Genomic DNA, 15,634 nt, shown 5'->3' on the forward strand with positions numbered 1-15,634 from the left:
CGGAGGAAGTGGCTCAGGGACCGGAGGAGGTGGCTCAGGGACCGGAGGAAGTGGCTCAGGGACCGGAGGAGGTGGTTCAGGGGGCGGGTGCCGCCCGGGACCACAGGAGTCCTCCCCATCGACACGACGGGCGCCGACATGGAACAGTCGATGCGACCACCTGCCGAGAGGACGATGTGAGCGCAGCACCAGGACCGACGAACGACGGCTTCACCATGATCGGCCGCCATCCCGTCAGGGCGAACCTCGTCCTCATCGTCATCCTGTCGGGCATCCTCGCCACCGTCCTCGGCTGGATCACCGGAACCGTCATCGACGGCATCTTCGACATCGCACCCACGGCGCTCATCGTCATTCCGGCCTTCTTCCTCCTCACCGCCGGCATCTGCCTGTCCTACCTCCGGGCCGCCTTCCGCCCGGTCAGTGTCGACGCCGTCCGCGGCACAGCCCTCCTCGGCGGCCAGACGGTCCCGCTCCGCTCGATCGTGAGCGGCGAGCTCCTCACCCGCAATCCCGCCGCGACCACGCCGGCCCTCAGCCTGCGACTCACGACCGACACCGGCGCACGCGCCCGCATCATCATGAACGGCGGCTGGCTTCGCAGCCTCCCCACGTCGGACCTCGTGCCACTCGTCGCGCTCATCGCCGGCAGCGGCATCCCCGATGACACCGGTCAGGATCCGCTCGACGTCGGCCGGGAACGCATCTCGCGATCCCTCGCCGGGAAGGGCTCGGACGTCGCGATCGGTCGACGCGGGTTCATCGGCGACTGCATCGCCGTGGCGGAGTCCACCGGCGACGTGAAGCTGCTCGACGCGGTGGTCCAGGCCGCGGGGCCGCTCGGCCGGAGCATCCGGGACGAAGCGATGCGGGCCGCACAGGGCGCAGTGGAGGAGGTCGTGCGCGCGCATCAGGACGTGGCTCCAGCGGCGCCTGACGCCCCGAACCCCACTCCCCTCGTGCCGCCTGCGCCGCAGTACGGGTCGGTCGTCGCGGAGGAGGACGAGACGACGGCGGTCGACGACGACACGGACGACGACCGGTTCCGTCGACCGGACGACCCGGCCCGGCTGGCCGCGGAGCAGCTCATCGACCGAGTGCACCTCGACAAGCTCGGTGACCGGAACGGGGCGCTCGGCAATCGGGATGCGGAGCGCGGCGATCGGGATGCGGAGCGCGGCGACCCGGACGACGGACGCGAGTTGCCGTCGTGGATTCCGCCACAGGACCAGGCTCGGGTGCGGTCCTGGCTCGCGGACGACGACGACGTCGTCCACCTGCAACCGATCCCGGAGACGGTCGGCGCACGCACCCTCCGGAAGGTCTGCGACCGGATTCTCATCGGGCTCGCCGGGATCGGCTTGCTCGCGATCTTCGGGGCGGCCATCGCGGAAGGGGTCATCGACCGCCTCCTGCCGTCCGACGCGAACGCGCTCGTCGCCGTCGCCGTGGTCGGCTGTGCTCTGCTCGCGTTCGTCGCGTGGATCGTCGGTGGCATCGCGCGGGCACGCGAGCTCCACATCGCCCAGCAGTTCTCCCTTGACTGGCTCGACCGACGCGGCCCGGAACAACGCCGCCGCGGACTCCCGCCGGTGCTCCTGCAGCACTTCCTCGGCCCGATCCCCGCGTCGCGCCTGTTCGCAGCCGGAGCGTACGCCGGCACCTGCCTCGGCGGCGTCGGTGTCCTCGCGGGCGCCCTCCTCTCCGTCGACCCGGAGGAGCTCGGCGCGACCGGGCCGATCATGCTCGGCGTCAGCCTCGTGCTCACGGCTGTCGGGACGGTGCTGTTCATCGTGCGCTGGCGGCGGGTCAAGCGGCAGCGGGCGCTGGCGATCGAGCTCGGCGGCGAGCGCCTGGCGTACCTCGGGAACCTGTAGGCGAGCGGGCGGTCGACGGACCCTTCGACAAGCTCAGTGACCGGTAGAAGACACCCAGCCCTTCGACAAGCTCAGGGACCAGAAAAGGGATCCACCGCTTTCGACAGACTCAGGCGCCGGACGAGATCCCGCAAACCTGGGTCGAAAACACCCCTTGCGCAACCGGTACTCAGTGTTACTATCTACCAGTACCTAGTATCACTCAGTAGTCGGCAAGGAGTGCCATGGCGAAGCAGATGACCGAGATGCTCAAGGGGACGCTCGAAGGCATCGTCCTGGCGCTGCTCGCCGGCTCCCCCGCCTACGGCTACGAGATCACCGCCCGCCTGCGCGACAAGGGCTTCACCGACATCGCCGAAGGCACCATCTACGCGATCCTCGTCCGGATCGAGCAGAAGGGGCTCGTCAGCATCGAGAAGCGCCCCTCCGAGAAGGGCCCACCCCGCAAGGTGTACGCCCTCAACCCCGACGGCGAGCGCTATCTCGCCGAGTTCTGGAACACCTGGAGCTTCCTGTCCGAGCGACTCGAACAGCTCCGAGACGAAAGGTCCTGACCATGTTCCTCAGCCGCATGATCGAGGAGAAACGCCAATACAAGCGGTTCCGCGCACGCACCCGGGCGCTTCCGCCCAACTACCGGACGACCGTCGAGGCGCTCGAGCACTACGTGTACTACTTCGCCTCCGCGCGCAGCACGAACCTGCTCCCACTCCTCGACAACCTCACCGAGCTCTTCGAAGAGGCCGCAGCCAACGACATGCCGGTCCGCAGCATCGTCGGCGAGGACCCGATCGAGTTCATCGAGGAACTCATCCGCAACTACGCACCCGGCGAGTGGATCCTCAAGGAACGCGCACGCCTCACGAGCGCGATCGACGCCGCTGCGCACGGCACCGGTCCCGGCAGCGACCCTCGCTGACCTCCCCGACGCCACCGCACTGACCATCCGCAGAGCCGGGCACACCGCACCTCCTACCGCAGACCGCACCACAGGCACCAGGTCGACGCCGCAACCATCGACCATCGACACCGCGCCTGGGTAGCGCTGTTCGTCGCGCCCATCCGCGACCGCCTCGGCGGCCACTCCACCCGCACCTCGCGCCCCTCCGAGCGCGTCCATCAGCGACCCCGAAAGGCCGGACACCATGCCCACGACCACCGCACCACCCGCCACTGCGCCGACATCCGCGATCCACCTCCGCGGACTCACCAAGTCCTTCGGCACACTCGACGTCCTGCGCGGCGTCGACCTCGACGTCGAACGCGGCAGCATCTTCGCCCTGCTCGGCTCCAACGGCGCCGGCAAGACCACCGTCGTCAACATCCTCTCGACACTGCTCCGCGGAGACGGCGGCACCGCACAGGTCAGTGGGTTCGACGCCGTCTCGCAAGCCGCCCGGGTGCGGGAGACGATCAGCTTGACCGGCCAGTTCGCCGCCGTCGACGACACCCTCTCCGGGCGCGAGAACCTCGTCCTCGTCGCCCGACTCCGTCACCTCCCGCAGCCGAAACGGATCGCCGACGAACTCCTCGCGCGGTTCTCCCTCACCGATGCCGGCACCAGACGAGCGGGCACCTACTCGGGCGGGATGCGGCGCCGCCTCGACATCGCCATGAGCCTCGTGGGAGACCCCTCGGTCGTCTTCCTCGAAGAGCCCACCACGGGGCTCGACCCGGAAGCACGACTCGAGGTCTGGGACGTCATCACGGAGCTCGCCGGACACGGCACCACCGTCCTCCTGACCACCCAGTACCTCGACGAGGCAGAGCACCTCGCCGACCGCATCGCCATCCTCCACGAGGGCCGCATCATCGCGAACGGGACCCTGTCTGAACTCAAGCGACTCCTGCCGCCGGCCGCGGTGGAGTACGTCGAGAAGCAGCCCAGCCTCGAGGACGTGTTCCTCGCCATCATCGGCCATCGCGACGCCCGGAACGACATCTCCACGACGCACTCCGACACCGACAGGGAGCAATCATGACCATGTTCACAGCACCCACAGCCCGTCCCGCCGTCGCCCGACGACGCTCGCACCTCCTCAGCGACACGAGTGTCCTGACGGGTCGATCCATGCGGCACATCACGCGCAGTCTCGACACGATCATCACGGTCACGATCACCCCGATCGCCCTGATGCTCCTGTTCACCTACGTCTTCGGCGGAGCCCTGGCGACGGGCACCGACACCTACGTCACCTACCTGCTCCCGGGCATCCTGCTCATCACGATCGCCTCCGGCATCGCGTACACGGCGCTCCGCTTGTACACCGATCTGCAGAGCGGTGTCTTCCAGCGGTTCCACTCCATGCCGATCTCACGATCGGCGATCCTCTGGGCGCACGTGCTCACGTCGCTGGTCTCCAACGGCCTGTCGCTCGTCATCGTCGTGGCGGTCGCCCTGGTGATGGGGTTCCGATCCCCGGCCGGTCCGCTCGCCTGGCTCGGCGTCGTCGGGATCCTGGCTCTGTTCACCCTCGCGCTGACCTGGGTCGCCGTGATCGCCGGGCTCGCGGCGAAGAGTCCCGACGGTGCGGGTGCGTTCGCCTACCCGCTGATCTTCCTGCCCTTCATCAGCTCGGCGTTCGTCCCGACCGACACGATGCCGGGCCCGGTGCGCTGGTTCGCCGAGCACCAGCCCGTCACCTCGATCGTCGACACCATCCGACGACTGTTGGCAGCCGAGGCCGTCGGCGGCGAGATCTGGATCGCGCTCGCGTGGTGCGTCGGGCTGCTCGTGGTCGCGTACGGGTTCGCGACGCTCGTCTACCGGCGACGCCTGGCGTGACCGCGGCGGCGAGTCGGCGACCGCCTCAGCGGACTCGTCGAGCGACCGGCAGCACTACTGCGCGACGACCTTCGCGAGCACCCAGTGCGCGCGGTCGAGGGAGTTCGCGGGTGCCGGCTGGTACTGGAAGGCCCGCGCGCCACGCTGGACGGAGACACCCTGCGCCGTCGCAGCGGCCTCCAATTGACCGGTGAAGCGCTGCCAGCCGTCGAGCCCCTGCGGGAACCCGAAGTTCTCCTCCAGCGAGGTGACCAGCACCTCAGCGCCGGAACCCGCGGGCCACACCTCGATCACCGCGTCCTCCTTCGAGATCTGATTGAGGCCCCAGACGCCCGGACGCAGGGACTTCAACCGGCTCTTCGGCAGGGCCTCGATGAGCGCGACCGCACCGGCGGTGTCGGTCCCGAGGATGACGGAGCGACCGAACTCCTGCAGGGTCGCGGGGATCCTGGCCTGCTTGCTCTCGCCGGCCTCCCGGATCTTCCGGCGCCCGAGTCCCTTCAACACCCCCAGCCCGACGATGGCGAGCAGGACGAGAATGGCGATGATCGCGAGCACGTTGCTGTCCACAGGAGCCCCCCAAGGCTGTCGATTCCGGGCGGTTCGCCCAGGACGAGGATGCCGCAGACCCGACATCCCTTCAATGGGGACCGCTCCCCACCTCGTCAAGCCACGGTCAGGCCGGCGACGGGAGTCCAGCGTCAACGGCCACCGATCCACTCCTGTCCGTCGACGCCGAGACGGTCGACGCAGGAGCGGACCGTGCGGCCTCCCGCCACATCGCAGCCGGCGTCACGCCCGGGATGCCCATGATGGAGGCGATGCTCCGAAAACCGCTTCGCCGATACAGCGCGCGATTGCGCTCGTTCGACGACTCCAGGTACACGGGGAGGCCGGCGGCGTCGATGGCGCGCAGGCGTGACTCGAGGAGCGCACCCCCGACACCGGCCCCGCGAGCGCCGTCGCCGACGCCGATCTGTGCGAGGTACCAGTGCGGTTCGGCCGGACGGTGCAGCGCGAGAGTCCGCTGCAGGCGCATGGCTCGCGGAAGGCCGCGCAGCCCCAGCGCACGGGCGAACCTCGGCAGCTGCCGCACCTGGTCGAGCACGGAGTGGCGGGCGTCCGGCGTCTCCCAGACGGCGACACCGAGGACGACGCCGTCGGCGTCCCGGCGAGCGAGGTCGACGCGGCCACTCGATGCCGCACCCGAGCACAGCATCGCCTCGAAGAGGAGGGCGAGCCGGCGCTCACGATCGGAACCGGAGACGAGCGTCGAGGTGACCGTGTCCTGTCGGAAGGCGGTCGCGAGCACGGCCGCGGCCTCCTCGAGGTCGGCGGGCGAGGCGGGAGCGATGGTGAACACGCGTTTCCTTTCGGGCGGAGAGTGAGTGTGGGGCGACGACCTGCGCGGGTCAGTGCGCCTGGGAACCGAGCTCGATGACGAGGACACCGACCGCGATCAGGCCGATGCCGACGATCATCTTCGGCGTCAGCTTCTCCTTGAAGAGCACGCGCGCACCGATGGCCGTGAGGGCGACCCCGCAGGCGGCCCAGATCCCGTAGGCGATCCCGACGGGCATCCCGTTCGCGAGTGCGATGGTCAGCAACCCGAAGGCGGTCACGTAGAACACGGCGACGGGAGCGATCCACCGCTTCTTCCGCAGGCCTTCCGAGGCGCGCAGGGAGAGCGTCGCGGCGACCTCGGTGACGATGGCACCGGCCAGAAGCAACCAGGTCATGCGCCGACCTCCTCGTTCGTCGCGACGGGCGTCGGCGACTCCGGCGCGTGGCCTGTCTCAACGAGCACGACGCCGGCGATCACGATCGCGATGCCGAGTCCGATCGTGAACGTGAACTGCTCGCCGAACACGAGCGACGCGAGCACCGCGGTGAGCGCGACGCCCGCAGCGGCCCAGATGCCGTAGACCACCCCGATCGGCACCCCCATACGGAGCAGGAGCGACAGGGCGACGAACGCGCCCGCGTATCCGGCCACCGCGAGGATCGACCACCAGGGGTTCTCGATGGCGCCACGGAGCGAGAGGGTCGCCGTGACCTCCAGCAGGATGGCGGCGGAGAGGATCAGCCACTTCTTCATCGGGCTTCACCTCCAGCGAGGGCCAGGAGTCGCGAGACGAGGTCGGCGCGCTGGTCGCGGCCGACGTCGAGGATGCCGGTCGCCTCGGCGATCCAGAGGCCGTTCGCCGCCAACCAGACCAGCAGGAGGGAGGTGGAATCGGTGTCCTCGCCGAACCCGAACCAGGTGCGGAGGTACTCGAGCCAGGGAGCGGCGAGTTCGGGACGCCTGACCGCCTCGGCGAAGACGACGAACTCGCCCTGGCTCGCACCGCCCTCCCCGGCGAAGGCGACGAAGGCCCGCACCCGCTCCTCGAGCGTCGACGTCTCGAGTGGCGCCCCCAGCTCCTCCACGAGCTCGCGCTGCCAGCGGGCGACGACGTGCTCGATCACCGCGATCATCATCGCGTCCCGTGAGGGGAAGTGGTAGCGCAGGCCGGCCTTCGTCAGACCGACCTCCTGCGCCACCGCCTCGTAGGTGATGTCGGCCTCTCCGGAGGCGTCGACGACGCGGACGGCCGCATCGAGGATCTCGTTCCGCGCACTGGGTCTCATGGGAGTTACTTTACCTTACGTAAGGTAAAGTAACTCTGGGAAGGAACCGTGAGGAACGGACGCTCGGCGGCCCATGTGACGCTCTGTTTCGGGCCCCTCGCGAGCACCCGGGCCCCCGAGTACCGTCGTGCTGGACGGCGCCGTGATCGCCGTCGGACCCAGCCTCGACGAGACGACCCGGTGGTATCCCTGTGAGCAAGCGCATCATCCTCAACGCGTTCGACATGAGCTGCGTGACCCATCAGGCGCCCGGCCTGTGGAAGCACCCCGACAACCAGGCGCACCGCTACAACGACATCGACTACTGGATCGACCTCGCCAAGCTCCTCGAGCGGGGCACCTTCGACGCCCTGTTCATCGCGGACGTCGTCGGCATCTACGACGTCTACCGTCACTCCTCGGCGCCCGCGCTCATCGACTCGGCGCAGCTGCCCGTCGGCGATCCGATCATCCAGGTGTCGGCCATGGCGAAGGCGACTGAGCACCTCGGCTTCGGCGTCACCGTCGCGTCCACCTACGAGCTGCCGTACGCCCTCGCCCGCCGCTTCTCGACGCTCGACCACTTCACGAAGGGGCGCGTCGGCTGGAACGTCGTCACCTCCTACCTCGACTCCGCCGCCCGCAACCTCGGCCTCACCACCCAGATCAAGCACGACGACCGCTACGGCATCGGCGAGGAGTTCCTCGACGTCACCTACAAACTGTGGGAGGGCTCGTGGGAGGACGACGCGGTCGTCATCGACCGGGAGAACGGCGTCTACACCGACCCAACGAAGGTGCACCCCATCAACCACCGCGGCGAGCACTTCCAGGTGCCCGGCATCCACCTCTCGGAACCGTCGCCGCAGCGCACCCCCGTCATCTTCCAGGCCGGCGCCTCGGCCCGCGGTCGCCAGTTCGCGGCCACCCACGGCGAAGCGGTGTTCATCAACGGGCTCGTCCCGGAGCTGACCCGCAAGACGACCGACGACATCCGCGACCGCGCCGAGGCCCTCGGACGCCCGCGCGACAGCGTGAAGATCCTCACCCTCGCCACGGCGATCGTCGCCGAGACCGACGAGGAGGCGCAGGCGAAGTACGAGGAGTACCAGCAGTACATCTCGCTCGACGGCGCCCTCACCCTCTACGGCGGCTGGTCCGGCCTCGACCTCTCGTCCTTCGACCCCGACAAGCCGCTCAAGTACGTCGACACCGACGCCGCCCGCTCGGCGCTCGCGATCTTCACGCTCGCCGACCCGGGGCGCGAGTGGACGCCGCGCGACATCGCCCACTACATCGGCATCGGCGGCATCGGGCCGGTGTTCGTCGGTAGCGCCGCGACGGTCGCCGACGAGATCGAGCGGTGGATCGACGTCGCCGGGACCGACGGCTTCAACCTCGCCTACGTCATCACGCCCGGCACCTTCGAGGCCGTCGTCGACCTGCTCGTGCCCGAGCTGCGTCGCCGTGGCCGGGTCTGGGACGAGTACCCGGAGGGGACCCTCCGCGGCCGCCTCAACGGGACCGGCTCCCCCGTCGTGCCCGAGTGGCACCCGGCCCACCAGTACCGCGGTGCGTACGTCGGGCAGCCGTCCGCCGCCGACGACACCGCACCCTCCCTCTTCGACACCGACACCGCCGACGCGGCAGACGACAACGCCTACGCCACTCAAGGAGCTTCCGCATGAGCATCGAGCTGACCGACACTTCGACAGGCTCAGGGACCGGGCAGCCGGTCCCCGAAGGGCGCACCCACTGGTCCGGCACCGCCGACGACGCCGAGCTCGCGCACTGGGACGCCGTCGCTACCGAGGTCGCCACCAAGCTCGCGGTCGACGTCCTCGAACGCGACCGCGCGAACCTCGACCCGACCACCGAGCTCGACCTCCTCCGCGAATCGGGCCTCGTCAACCTGCTCGACCCCGCCGAGTTCGGTGGGGGTGGCGGCCACTGGGAGAGCGCCTTCCGGGTCGTCCGCATCCTGTCGCGCGTGGACGCCTCCATCGGCCAGCTGCTCGCCTACCACTACATCAACGCCGGCAACATCGGCTTCACCGCCGACCCGGCCACGCAGGCCGAGTGGCACCGCAAGACCGTGGAGGGTCGGTGGATCTGGGGCGACTCCGTGAACCCGACGGACCCCGACCTCTCGCTCACCCAGGACGGCGACGCGTTCCGCCTCAACGGCCTCAAGCGGTTCTCGACGGGCGCCTCGGCCGGCGACGTCATCCTCGTCAACGCGGTCGTCCGCGGTGGCGACCACGACGGCACGATCTTCCAGTTCGTCCTCGACCACGACCGCGCGGGCATCACCTACCTCGGCGACTGGGACGCGCTCGGCCAGCGGCTCTCCGCGTCGGGTTCCGTGCGGTTCGAGGACGTCCTCGTCGAGCAGGCGGACATCCTCGGCACCGTCGGTGACGAACCGTTCTCCTCTCTCGTGACGCCCGGCATCCAGCTCGCCTTCGGCAACCTCTACCTGGGCATCGCGGAGGGCGCGCTCGCGCAGGGCACCGAGCTCGTCCGGGCGCGGAAGAACGCCTGGTTCCTCAGCCACGCCGAGACCTACCGCGACGACCCGTTCGTCCAGCGCGTCGTCGGCGAGTTCGTGTCGTCGATCGCCGCCGTCGAGGCGCTCGCCGACCGCACGAACGCCCGCTTCGACCGCATCATCGAGCGGGGAGCGGACGTGACCGCGGAGGACCGCGGCGCCATCGCCATCGAGATCGCCAAGCTCAAGGTCGTCTCCACCGAGCTCGGCATCGAGGTCGCGAACCGCATCTTCGAGGTCACCGGCTCCAGCTCGGCGAAGGCCTCCGTGGGGCTCGACCTGTTCTGGCGGAACGTGCGCACGCACTCCCTCCACGACCCGGTCGACTACAAGAAGCTCGAAGTCGGCGCGAACCACCTGAACGGCGAGCTGCAGCCGATCTCGCTCTACACCTAGGCCGCTGCACCGGTCCCGCCCTTCGACAGGCTCAGGAACCACCCGTCGACAGGCGCAGGGGCCGAACCCCAGCCCAGGGACCGCACCTCCATCGGTCCCTGAGCACCTCCACCGGTCCCTGAGCTTGTCGACGGGCCCACCCAGGAACGGACTCCACCATGACCCTCACCTCCACCACCGCCCGTCCGGTCGGCTTCGCGGCCGCCCGGGAACTGCTCCTGCCCCTGTTCGCCGAGATCCAGGCCGGCGCCGTGGAGCGTGAACTCGAGCACCGGCTCCCGCGCGAGGAGGTGCGGAAGCTCGCCGCCGCCGGCTTCGGCGCGCTCCGGGTCCCCACCGAGTTCGGCGGTTCCGGCCTCACCTTCCCGGAGTTCACCGAGCTCCTCATCGAGCTGGCCGCAGCCGACTCCAACCTTCCGCAGATCTTCCGTGGGCACATCGCCCTCGTCGAGGACCAGCTGGTCGCGGCCCCGAGCGATCGACGCACCGCCTGGCTCGAGCGGTTCGTCGCCGGTGAGATCGTCGGCAACGCCTGGAGCGAGGTCGGCTCCGGCGCACTCGGCGTCTCCGGAACGGTCGTCACCGAGCGCGACGGCCGCTACGTCGTGAACGGCCGCAAGTTCTACACGACGGGCAGCATCTACGCCGACTGGACGGACGCCACGGCACGCCTGGTGGTCGAGGGCCAGCCCGACACCGAGGTCACCGTGCTCGTCCGCACGAATCAGCTGGGCGTGACGATCGCCGACGACTGGGACGGCTTCGGACAGCAGCTCACCGGCACGGGGACGATCGTCTTCGAGGACGCCGTCGTCGACGCCGACCAGCTGCACCCCTTCACTGACCGGTTCCGCTACCAGACCGCGCTCTACCAGCACGTGCTCATCGCCGTGCACGCGGGGATCGCCTCGGCGGTCGAGCGCGACGCCGGGGAGCAGATCCGTGCGCGCACCCGCGTCTACACGCACGGTCTCGCGCCACTCGTGAAGGACGACGGGCAGATCCAGGCGGTCGTCGGCGAGATCTCGTCGATCGCGTTCGTCGCGAAGCAGACCGTCCTCGGAGTCGCCGCGGCGATCGAGCGGGCATCGGAAACCGCCGCCGACCGGGACTCCGCGGACGACCTGCAGGCGAACGTCGAGGCCGAGATCCGTTCAGCCCAGGCGCAGGTGGTGCTCTCGGACCTCGTCCCGCGGTCCGCGACGTTGCTCTTCAACACCCTTGGCGCGTCAGCTGTCAGCCGCACGAGCGCCCTCGACCGCCACTGGCGCAACGCCCGCACGGTCGCGTCGCACAACCCCGTCATCTACAAGACGCGCATCGTCGGCGACTGGTCCATCAACGGAACGCCGCCGCCCTTCGTCTGGGCCGTCGGCACGGCCAAGCCGCAGTAGCCCGCCGCGGCACGAGACCAGGGCATCGGCCCGAGAGCAGGACATTCCTCGTCGAAACGTCCTGCTCTCGGGCGGATGTCCTGCTGCCAAGCGGGCGCGGGTCAGCGGCCGGCGAAGGCTCCGCGGTAGGCGCGCAGCGGGTGCGTCTCCGGGAGGGTGGACTCCGCACCGAAGAGCTTCTCGCGGAGCGTGCCAGGCGCGTACTCCCGCTGGGCGAGACCGCGCTCCTGCAGCACCGGCATGACCTCGTCGACGAAGACCTCGTAGGAGTGCGGGATCATCCAGTTGGCGACGTTGATCCCGTCGATCCCGGCCGCGCGCCACTCGGCCAGGTGGTCGGCGATCTGCTCCGGCGTGCCGACGACGCGACCCCGCAGCTTCGCGGTGAGCTTGGCGAGGTCGCGGACGGTCGGCTCGCGGTCCGGCGACAGGGCCTGCAGCGCCTCGAGCATGCTGTGCCCGCCCTGGGTCTCGACGTCCTTCAGCGGGGTGTCCGGGTCGATCGGATTCCCGGTCGCCTGGTCGGTGCCGAGGTTCGAGTGCGCGAGGAACGCGTCGGCCGACAGGAGGTCGTCGTACTCGGCCTCGATGCGCTTCGCCTCCTCCTCGGTGCTGCCGACGATGAACGACATCGCCTGCCAGAACTTCACGTCGCGCGGGTCGCGGCCGGTCTCGGCGACGAGCGCGCGCGTCGACTCCGCGGACGCCCGCGCGGCCTCGATGCTCGGCGCCATCATGAACTGCACCTCGGCGTAGTTCGCGGCGAACGCCTTCCCCGCACCGGACGAGCCGGCCTGGAACAGGAGCGGCGAGCGCTGCGGCGACGGCGACGACAGGTGCGGGCCTTCCACGCGGTACCGTTCGCCGACGTGGTCGATCCGGTGCACCTTGGTGGGGTCGGCGAAGACGCCGCTGGCCTTGTCGGCGAGGAGCGCGCCGTCGTCCCACGACCCCTCCCAGAGCTTGCCGACGACCGCCACGTACTCCTCGGCCCACGCATACCGCTCGTCGTGCTCGACGAGGCGGTCGAGCCCGTAGTTGCGCGCCGCGTTCTCGAGGAAGCTCGTGACGATGTTCCAGCCGACCCGCCCACCGGACGCGTGGTCGATCGTCGAGATCTTCCGGGCGAAGGTGAACGGGTGCTCCTGCAGGATCGACGAGGTGAACGCGAGGCCGAGGTGCTCGGTGCTGATCGCGAGCGCCGACAGCAGCATCGACGGGTCGTTGCTCGGCAACTGCATGCCCTCGCGCGCGTTCACGTCGAAGGACGCTCCGGCACCGCCGTAGACCCCGACGACGTCGGCGAAGAAGATCGTGTCGAACCGACCCCGCTCGAGCGTCTTCGCGAGGTCGACCCAGAGGTTCACGTCGTCGAAGGTGTGCTGCTTCGCGTCCGGGTGGCGCCAGAGGCCGTGCTGCATGTGGGAGCCGGTGTTCATCACGAAGGCACCGAACTGGAGGCGGGAGGGCTGAGCGGCGGTCATCCCCTCACGCTACCGGCAGGGGCTCAACCGAAGGTGCCCTCCAGGTAGACGTCCCCCTCGGGGCCGGAGGTGTGGATCTGGTAGTCGGCGGGGTACCCCGATGGACTCGTTCCGGCGAGCGCCGGGTCCTGCAGGATGGCGACGATCGCTGCGGCCTCCTCCGGGGTCACGTCGTTCACGTAGAGCTTCGGTTGGGCGTTGACCTCGATCTCGACATCGGGGTAGGCCTCGACGACGGCGAGGATGGCGTCGACCATCGGCACGCTCAGCCCGGCCGGGTCGTCCGCCATGGAGAAGCGTTCCGGCACACGGTAGTGCGCGCCGTCCGGGTAGATCCCGCGGAGTTCCCGGACCGCCGCGGGAAGGGCATCCATGGAGAAGACGGTGATGAGCGGTGCCCCCTCCGTGACGGCGATCGACACCTGCAGCCGCTCCGTCAGCATCAGCCGCTGCAGTTCGTCGGCGATCTCGTCCATGCTCTGATCGCTCGGCACGAGCTGCACCCGCCACGGTCCCCGTGGTGGATCCTGTTGCTGGGCGGCCGACGTCGGGTCCGGCTCGCGCTGGATGACGACGATCGCGATGCCCTCGAGGTCCTCCCCGGCACGCTTCGCCGCGTCGGCCGCGCCGAGCACCTGCCCGACGCCGGCATCGAGCGACATCGTCACCGTCGCGCCGTGACCGACGACCTCGATGTCGGCGATCCCGTCGATGTCCGCGAGCGCCCGAGTGAATCCGTCCTCGGCTTCGGACCGTTGCGCCGCGGCGACCTCACACGCGGGTGGCGGGCGGAACGCACCGGTCGACGCCACGATGACGGCGACGACGATGAGACCGGCGAGCACCGCAGTGACGACCCGTACCCGTCGCCGACCGATGGCGAAGGAGAGGAGCATGATGAGCGCGGCGACGATCAGCACGGGGGCTCCGTAGACGACGAGTCCGAAGACGAGTATCGCGAGTGCTGATCCGAGATTGCTCATCAGCCCACCAGCGGCTCCGCTGGCGATCAACCCCACGGGCGGTATCCCGAAGACCACCAGGACACCGAAGCCGATCCCGGCGACCGTGACCGCCGTCAGGCCGCTCACGTAGGCGAGCCCACGCGAGGGGGTCCTCCGACGGACGACCTCCATCACCGGTTGGACGATCACGAGCATGACGCCGACGGCGAGGAGGATCCACCCGCCGAGCGAGCCGAGCATCTGGTACCAGAGCTCCGCCCCCGACGGCCCGCCGAGCACGAGCGGCGCGTCGGGGCCGTACGACCCGGTCGACTGATCGACACGCATGGCGGCACCGACGATGTTGAACAGCGTCATGACGACGCCCCCGATGGCGATGATGAGGACGGCCGAGACGACGAGGTCGACGGAGCGGATGAGATACGCGATCAGGAACGCGACTCGGGGCGACCGGCGGGCAGGATCCTGGGGATCCGCGGATGCGTCGTCGGGGTCGGGCGAGGTCGCCACGGTCGAGGTCGCGTGGACGGATCCGGCGGCGCTGGCCTCGGCGTCATCGCGCTCAGGCGATGTCCCGGCTGCGCCCCCGTCGCTCATGGCTCCCCACTTCCGATGCGTCTCGATGACGCTCCCCCGGTCGTCAGTCTGGCACGACCCTTTCGAGATGCTGCCGCGACCGGGCCCGTCCCGGGTCAGCGCGCGTCGAGCGCCCGGAGCTGCCGCTGGAGGGCGACCTGCCGGTACGAGGTGTCGATCAACTCAGCGATGAGTGCCCAGTCGACGTCGTCGAGCGTGCGGCTGTCGTCGCCGTCGAGACCGGCGTCGAACGCGAGCTTGCCCGACGGGCCGTCGTACTTCGGCGACCAGAACCGGTCGTCCTCGAGCCAGGCGCCGCGCTCCTCCTCGGCCGGCGTGAACGTGATGCTGTGCGGGATGCGCATCTCCGACCCGACGGTCACGAACACGCGCTTGCCCGCCTTGAACCGCGGGCGTCCGTGGCCGAACGTCTCGACGGCCTCCGGATAGGCGAGGCACAACCGCCTGACGCGTTCGACGAACGGATCGTCGGGATCATGCACGATCGGATGCTCCATGCGCCGACGCTACTCCGCGCGGGCGTCACGCGACAGTGCTCACCGGATGGTATGCCCCGGGTGGGCGGCGTCGTACGCCGAACGCGACGCCGCGATCACCGGCCGCTGCTCGAGCGACCAGTCGGCGAGCGTCTTGATCAGGTGGGAGAGCCCAGCACCGGACGAGGTGAGCGCGTAGGACACCTGCGCGGGAACCGTCGGGTACACGGTCCGGTCGACGAGGCCGTCGCGTTCGAGGCGGCGGAGGGTCAGCGTCAGCATGCGTTGGGAGATCCCGTCGATCGCCCGCTGGAGCTCGCGGAACCGGCGGTCGCCCGACGCGAGCTCGACGACGACGAGGACCGACCAGGTGTCGCCGATGCGGTCGAGGACATCCCGGATGCCGCAGTCCGGGTGGTCCTCCTTGCCGCAGGGTTCGAGGTCGGCGGTTACCGCGGTGTGCGTGAGTGACATGGAAGTGCCTTCTTGTGGGGCCGGA

The 15,634-nt window shown here is 69.7% G+C and carries 17 protein-coding genes; 8 read left to right on the top strand and 9 right to left on the bottom strand.

Going from position 1 to position 15,634, the window contains the following annotated elements; all coding sequences use genetic code 11:
• Positions 1–176: 176 nt before the first annotated feature.
• From IFU30_RS16520 to IFU30_RS16540, 5 genes are all read left to right on the top strand, one after another.
• The gene (locus tag IFU30_RS16520) at positions 177–1,877 is read left to right on the top strand and encodes a hypothetical protein (RefSeq protein WP_192006164.1); all 1,701 of its coding nucleotides are present in this window, start codon (positions 177–179) and stop codon (positions 1,875–1,877) included.
• A gap of 224 nt (positions 1,878–2,101) precedes the next feature.
• Positions 2,102–2,431, top strand: a complete 330-nt coding sequence (locus IFU30_RS16525) for a PadR family transcriptional regulator (protein ID WP_079706510.1) — start codon at positions 2,102–2,104, stop codon at positions 2,429–2,431.
• A 2-nt stretch (positions 2,432–2,433) separates the two neighbouring features.
• Positions 2,434–2,796 carry a DUF1048 domain-containing protein gene (locus IFU30_RS16530; protein WP_192006166.1) on the top strand — a complete coding sequence of 121 codons (363 nt, stop codon included), beginning with the start codon at positions 2,434–2,436 and terminating at the stop codon, positions 2,794–2,796.
• A 226-nt stretch (positions 2,797–3,022) separates the two neighbouring features.
• The gene (locus IFU30_RS16535; protein ID WP_192006168.1) at positions 3,023–3,859 is read left to right on the top strand and encodes an ABC transporter ATP-binding protein; all 837 of its coding nucleotides are present in this window, start codon (positions 3,023–3,025) and stop codon (positions 3,857–3,859) included.
• Positions 3,856–4,662 (top strand): ABC transporter permease, encoded by an 807-nt coding sequence (locus tag IFU30_RS16540; RefSeq protein WP_192006170.1) that lies wholly within the window; start codon positions 3,856–3,858, stop codon positions 4,660–4,662. Before IFU30_RS16535 ends, IFU30_RS16540 begins: the two co-directional genes overlap by 4 nt.
• A 54-nt stretch (positions 4,663–4,716) precedes the next feature.
• Here IFU30_RS16540 and IFU30_RS16545 read toward each other — a convergent pair whose 3' ends face one another.
• The 5 genes from IFU30_RS16545 to IFU30_RS16565 all read right to left on the bottom strand — a co-directional run bounded on the left by IFU30_RS16545 (position 4,717) and on the right by IFU30_RS16565 (position 7,293).
• Positions 4,717–5,232 (bottom strand): hypothetical protein, encoded by a 516-nt coding sequence (locus IFU30_RS16545; protein ID WP_137244090.1) that lies wholly within the window; start codon positions 5,230–5,232, stop codon positions 4,717–4,719.
• A 106-nt stretch (positions 5,233–5,338) separates the two neighbouring features.
• On the bottom strand, positions 5,339–6,025 hold the full coding sequence (locus tag IFU30_RS20965) for a GNAT family N-acetyltransferase (RefSeq protein ID WP_192006172.1): 687 nt from the start codon (positions 6,023–6,025) through the stop codon (positions 5,339–5,341).
• A 49-nt stretch (positions 6,026–6,074) separates the two neighbouring features.
• The gene (locus IFU30_RS16555; protein WP_071260538.1) at positions 6,075–6,401 is read right to left on the bottom strand and encodes a DMT family transporter; all 327 of its coding nucleotides are present in this window, start codon (positions 6,399–6,401) and stop codon (positions 6,075–6,077) included.
• Positions 6,398–6,760, bottom strand: a complete 363-nt coding sequence (locus IFU30_RS16560) for a DMT family transporter (RefSeq protein ID WP_192006174.1) — start codon at positions 6,758–6,760, stop codon at positions 6,398–6,400. The genes IFU30_RS16555 and IFU30_RS16560 overlap by 4 nt, the downstream gene beginning before the upstream one ends.
• Entirely contained in the window at positions 6,757–7,293 is a 537-nt protein-coding gene (locus IFU30_RS16565; protein ID WP_086475328.1) for a TetR/AcrR family transcriptional regulator, read from the bottom strand. The genes IFU30_RS16560 and IFU30_RS16565 overlap by 4 nt, the downstream gene beginning before the upstream one ends.
• A 191-nt stretch (positions 7,294–7,484) precedes the next feature.
• Here IFU30_RS16565 and IFU30_RS16570 point away from each other — a divergent pair, with 191 nt between their 5' ends.
• From IFU30_RS16570 to IFU30_RS16580, 3 genes are all read left to right on the top strand, one after another.
• Entirely contained in the window at positions 7,485–8,960 is a 1,476-nt protein-coding gene (locus IFU30_RS16570) for an NtaA/DmoA family FMN-dependent monooxygenase (RefSeq protein WP_192006176.1), read from the top strand.
• Positions 8,957–10,219 carry an acyl-CoA dehydrogenase family protein gene (locus IFU30_RS16575; RefSeq protein WP_192006178.1) on the top strand — a complete coding sequence of 421 codons (1,263 nt, stop codon included), beginning with the start codon at positions 8,957–8,959 and terminating at the stop codon, positions 10,217–10,219. The genes IFU30_RS16570 and IFU30_RS16575 overlap by 4 nt, the downstream gene beginning before the upstream one ends.
• 158 nt (positions 10,220–10,377) lie before the next feature.
• Entirely contained in the window at positions 10,378–11,613 is a 1,236-nt protein-coding gene (locus IFU30_RS16580) for an acyl-CoA dehydrogenase family protein (protein ID WP_192006181.1), read from the top strand.
• A 101-nt stretch (positions 11,614–11,714) separates the two neighbouring features.
• Here IFU30_RS16580 and IFU30_RS16585 read toward each other — a convergent pair whose 3' ends face one another.
• The 4 genes from IFU30_RS16585 to IFU30_RS16600 form a co-directional block, all read right to left on the bottom strand.
• Positions 11,715–13,097 carry an LLM class flavin-dependent oxidoreductase gene (locus IFU30_RS16585; RefSeq protein WP_192006183.1) on the bottom strand — a complete coding sequence of 461 codons (1,383 nt, stop codon included), beginning with the start codon at positions 13,095–13,097 and terminating at the stop codon, positions 11,715–11,717.
• Positions 13,098–13,120: 23 nt separating this feature from the next.
• Entirely contained in the window at positions 13,121–14,659 is a 1,539-nt protein-coding gene (locus tag IFU30_RS16590; RefSeq protein ID WP_192006185.1) for a hypothetical protein, read from the bottom strand.
• 95 nt (positions 14,660–14,754) lie between these two features.
• Positions 14,755–15,156: an MmcQ/YjbR family DNA-binding protein gene (locus IFU30_RS16595; protein ID WP_124767541.1), complete on the bottom strand. Its 402-nt coding sequence runs from the start codon at positions 15,154–15,156 to the stop codon at positions 14,755–14,757.
• A 39-nt stretch (positions 15,157–15,195) separates the two neighbouring features.
• Positions 15,196–15,609: a winged helix-turn-helix transcriptional regulator gene (locus IFU30_RS16600; RefSeq protein ID WP_192006187.1), complete on the bottom strand. Its 414-nt coding sequence runs from the start codon at positions 15,607–15,609 to the stop codon at positions 15,196–15,198.
• Positions 15,610–15,634 lie beyond the last annotated feature (25 nt).

The sequence above is a fragment of the Plantibacter sp. CFBP 8798 genome (assembly GCF_014841195.1).
Taxonomy (GTDB): Bacteria; Actinomycetota; Actinomycetes; order Actinomycetales; family Microbacteriaceae; genus Plantibacter; species Plantibacter auratus.

Bases quoted from the DNA above. Each gene is read 5' to 3' on its own strand.
- IFU30_RS16525 (WP_079706510.1), top strand. From the start codon at position 2,102: ATGGCGAAGCAGATGACCGAGATGCTCAAGGGGACGCTCGAAGGCATC.
- IFU30_RS16530 (WP_192006166.1), top strand. From the start codon at position 2,434: ATGTTCCTCAGCCGCATGATCGAGGAGAAACGCCAATACAAGCGGTTC.
- IFU30_RS16535 (WP_192006168.1), top strand. From the start codon at position 3,023: ATGCCCACGACCACCGCACCACCCGCCACTGCGCCGACATCCGCGATC.
- IFU30_RS16540 (WP_192006170.1), top strand. From the start codon at position 3,856: ATGACCATGTTCACAGCACCCACAGCCCGTCCCGCCGTCGCCCGACGA.
- IFU30_RS16555 (WP_071260538.1), bottom strand. From the start codon at position 6,401: ATGACCTGGTTGCTTCTGGCCGGTGCCATCGTCACCGAGGTCGCCGCG.
- IFU30_RS16560 (WP_192006174.1), bottom strand. From the start codon at position 6,760: ATGAAGAAGTGGCTGATCCTCTCCGCCGCCATCCTGCTGGAGGTCACG.
- IFU30_RS16565 (WP_086475328.1), bottom strand. From the start codon at position 7,293: ATGAGACCCAGTGCGCGGAACGAGATCCTCGATGCGGCCGTCCGCGTC.
- IFU30_RS16575 (WP_192006178.1), top strand. From the start codon at position 8,957: ATGAGCATCGAGCTGACCGACACTTCGACAGGCTCAGGGACCGGGCAG.
- IFU30_RS16580 (WP_192006181.1), top strand. From the start codon at position 10,378: ATGACCCTCACCTCCACCACCGCCCGTCCGGTCGGCTTCGCGGCCGCC.
- IFU30_RS16585 (WP_192006183.1), bottom strand. From the start codon at position 13,097: ATGACCGCCGCTCAGCCCTCCCGCCTCCAGTTCGGTGCCTTCGTGATG.
- IFU30_RS16590 (WP_192006185.1), bottom strand. From the start codon at position 14,659: ATGAGCGACGGGGGCGCAGCCGGGACATCGCCTGAGCGCGATGACGCC.
- IFU30_RS16595 (WP_124767541.1), bottom strand. From the start codon at position 15,156: ATGGAGCATCCGATCGTGCATGATCCCGACGATCCGTTCGTCGAACGC.
- IFU30_RS16600 (WP_192006187.1), bottom strand. From the start codon at position 15,609: ATGTCACTCACGCACACCGCGGTAACCGCCGACCTCGAACCCTGCGGC.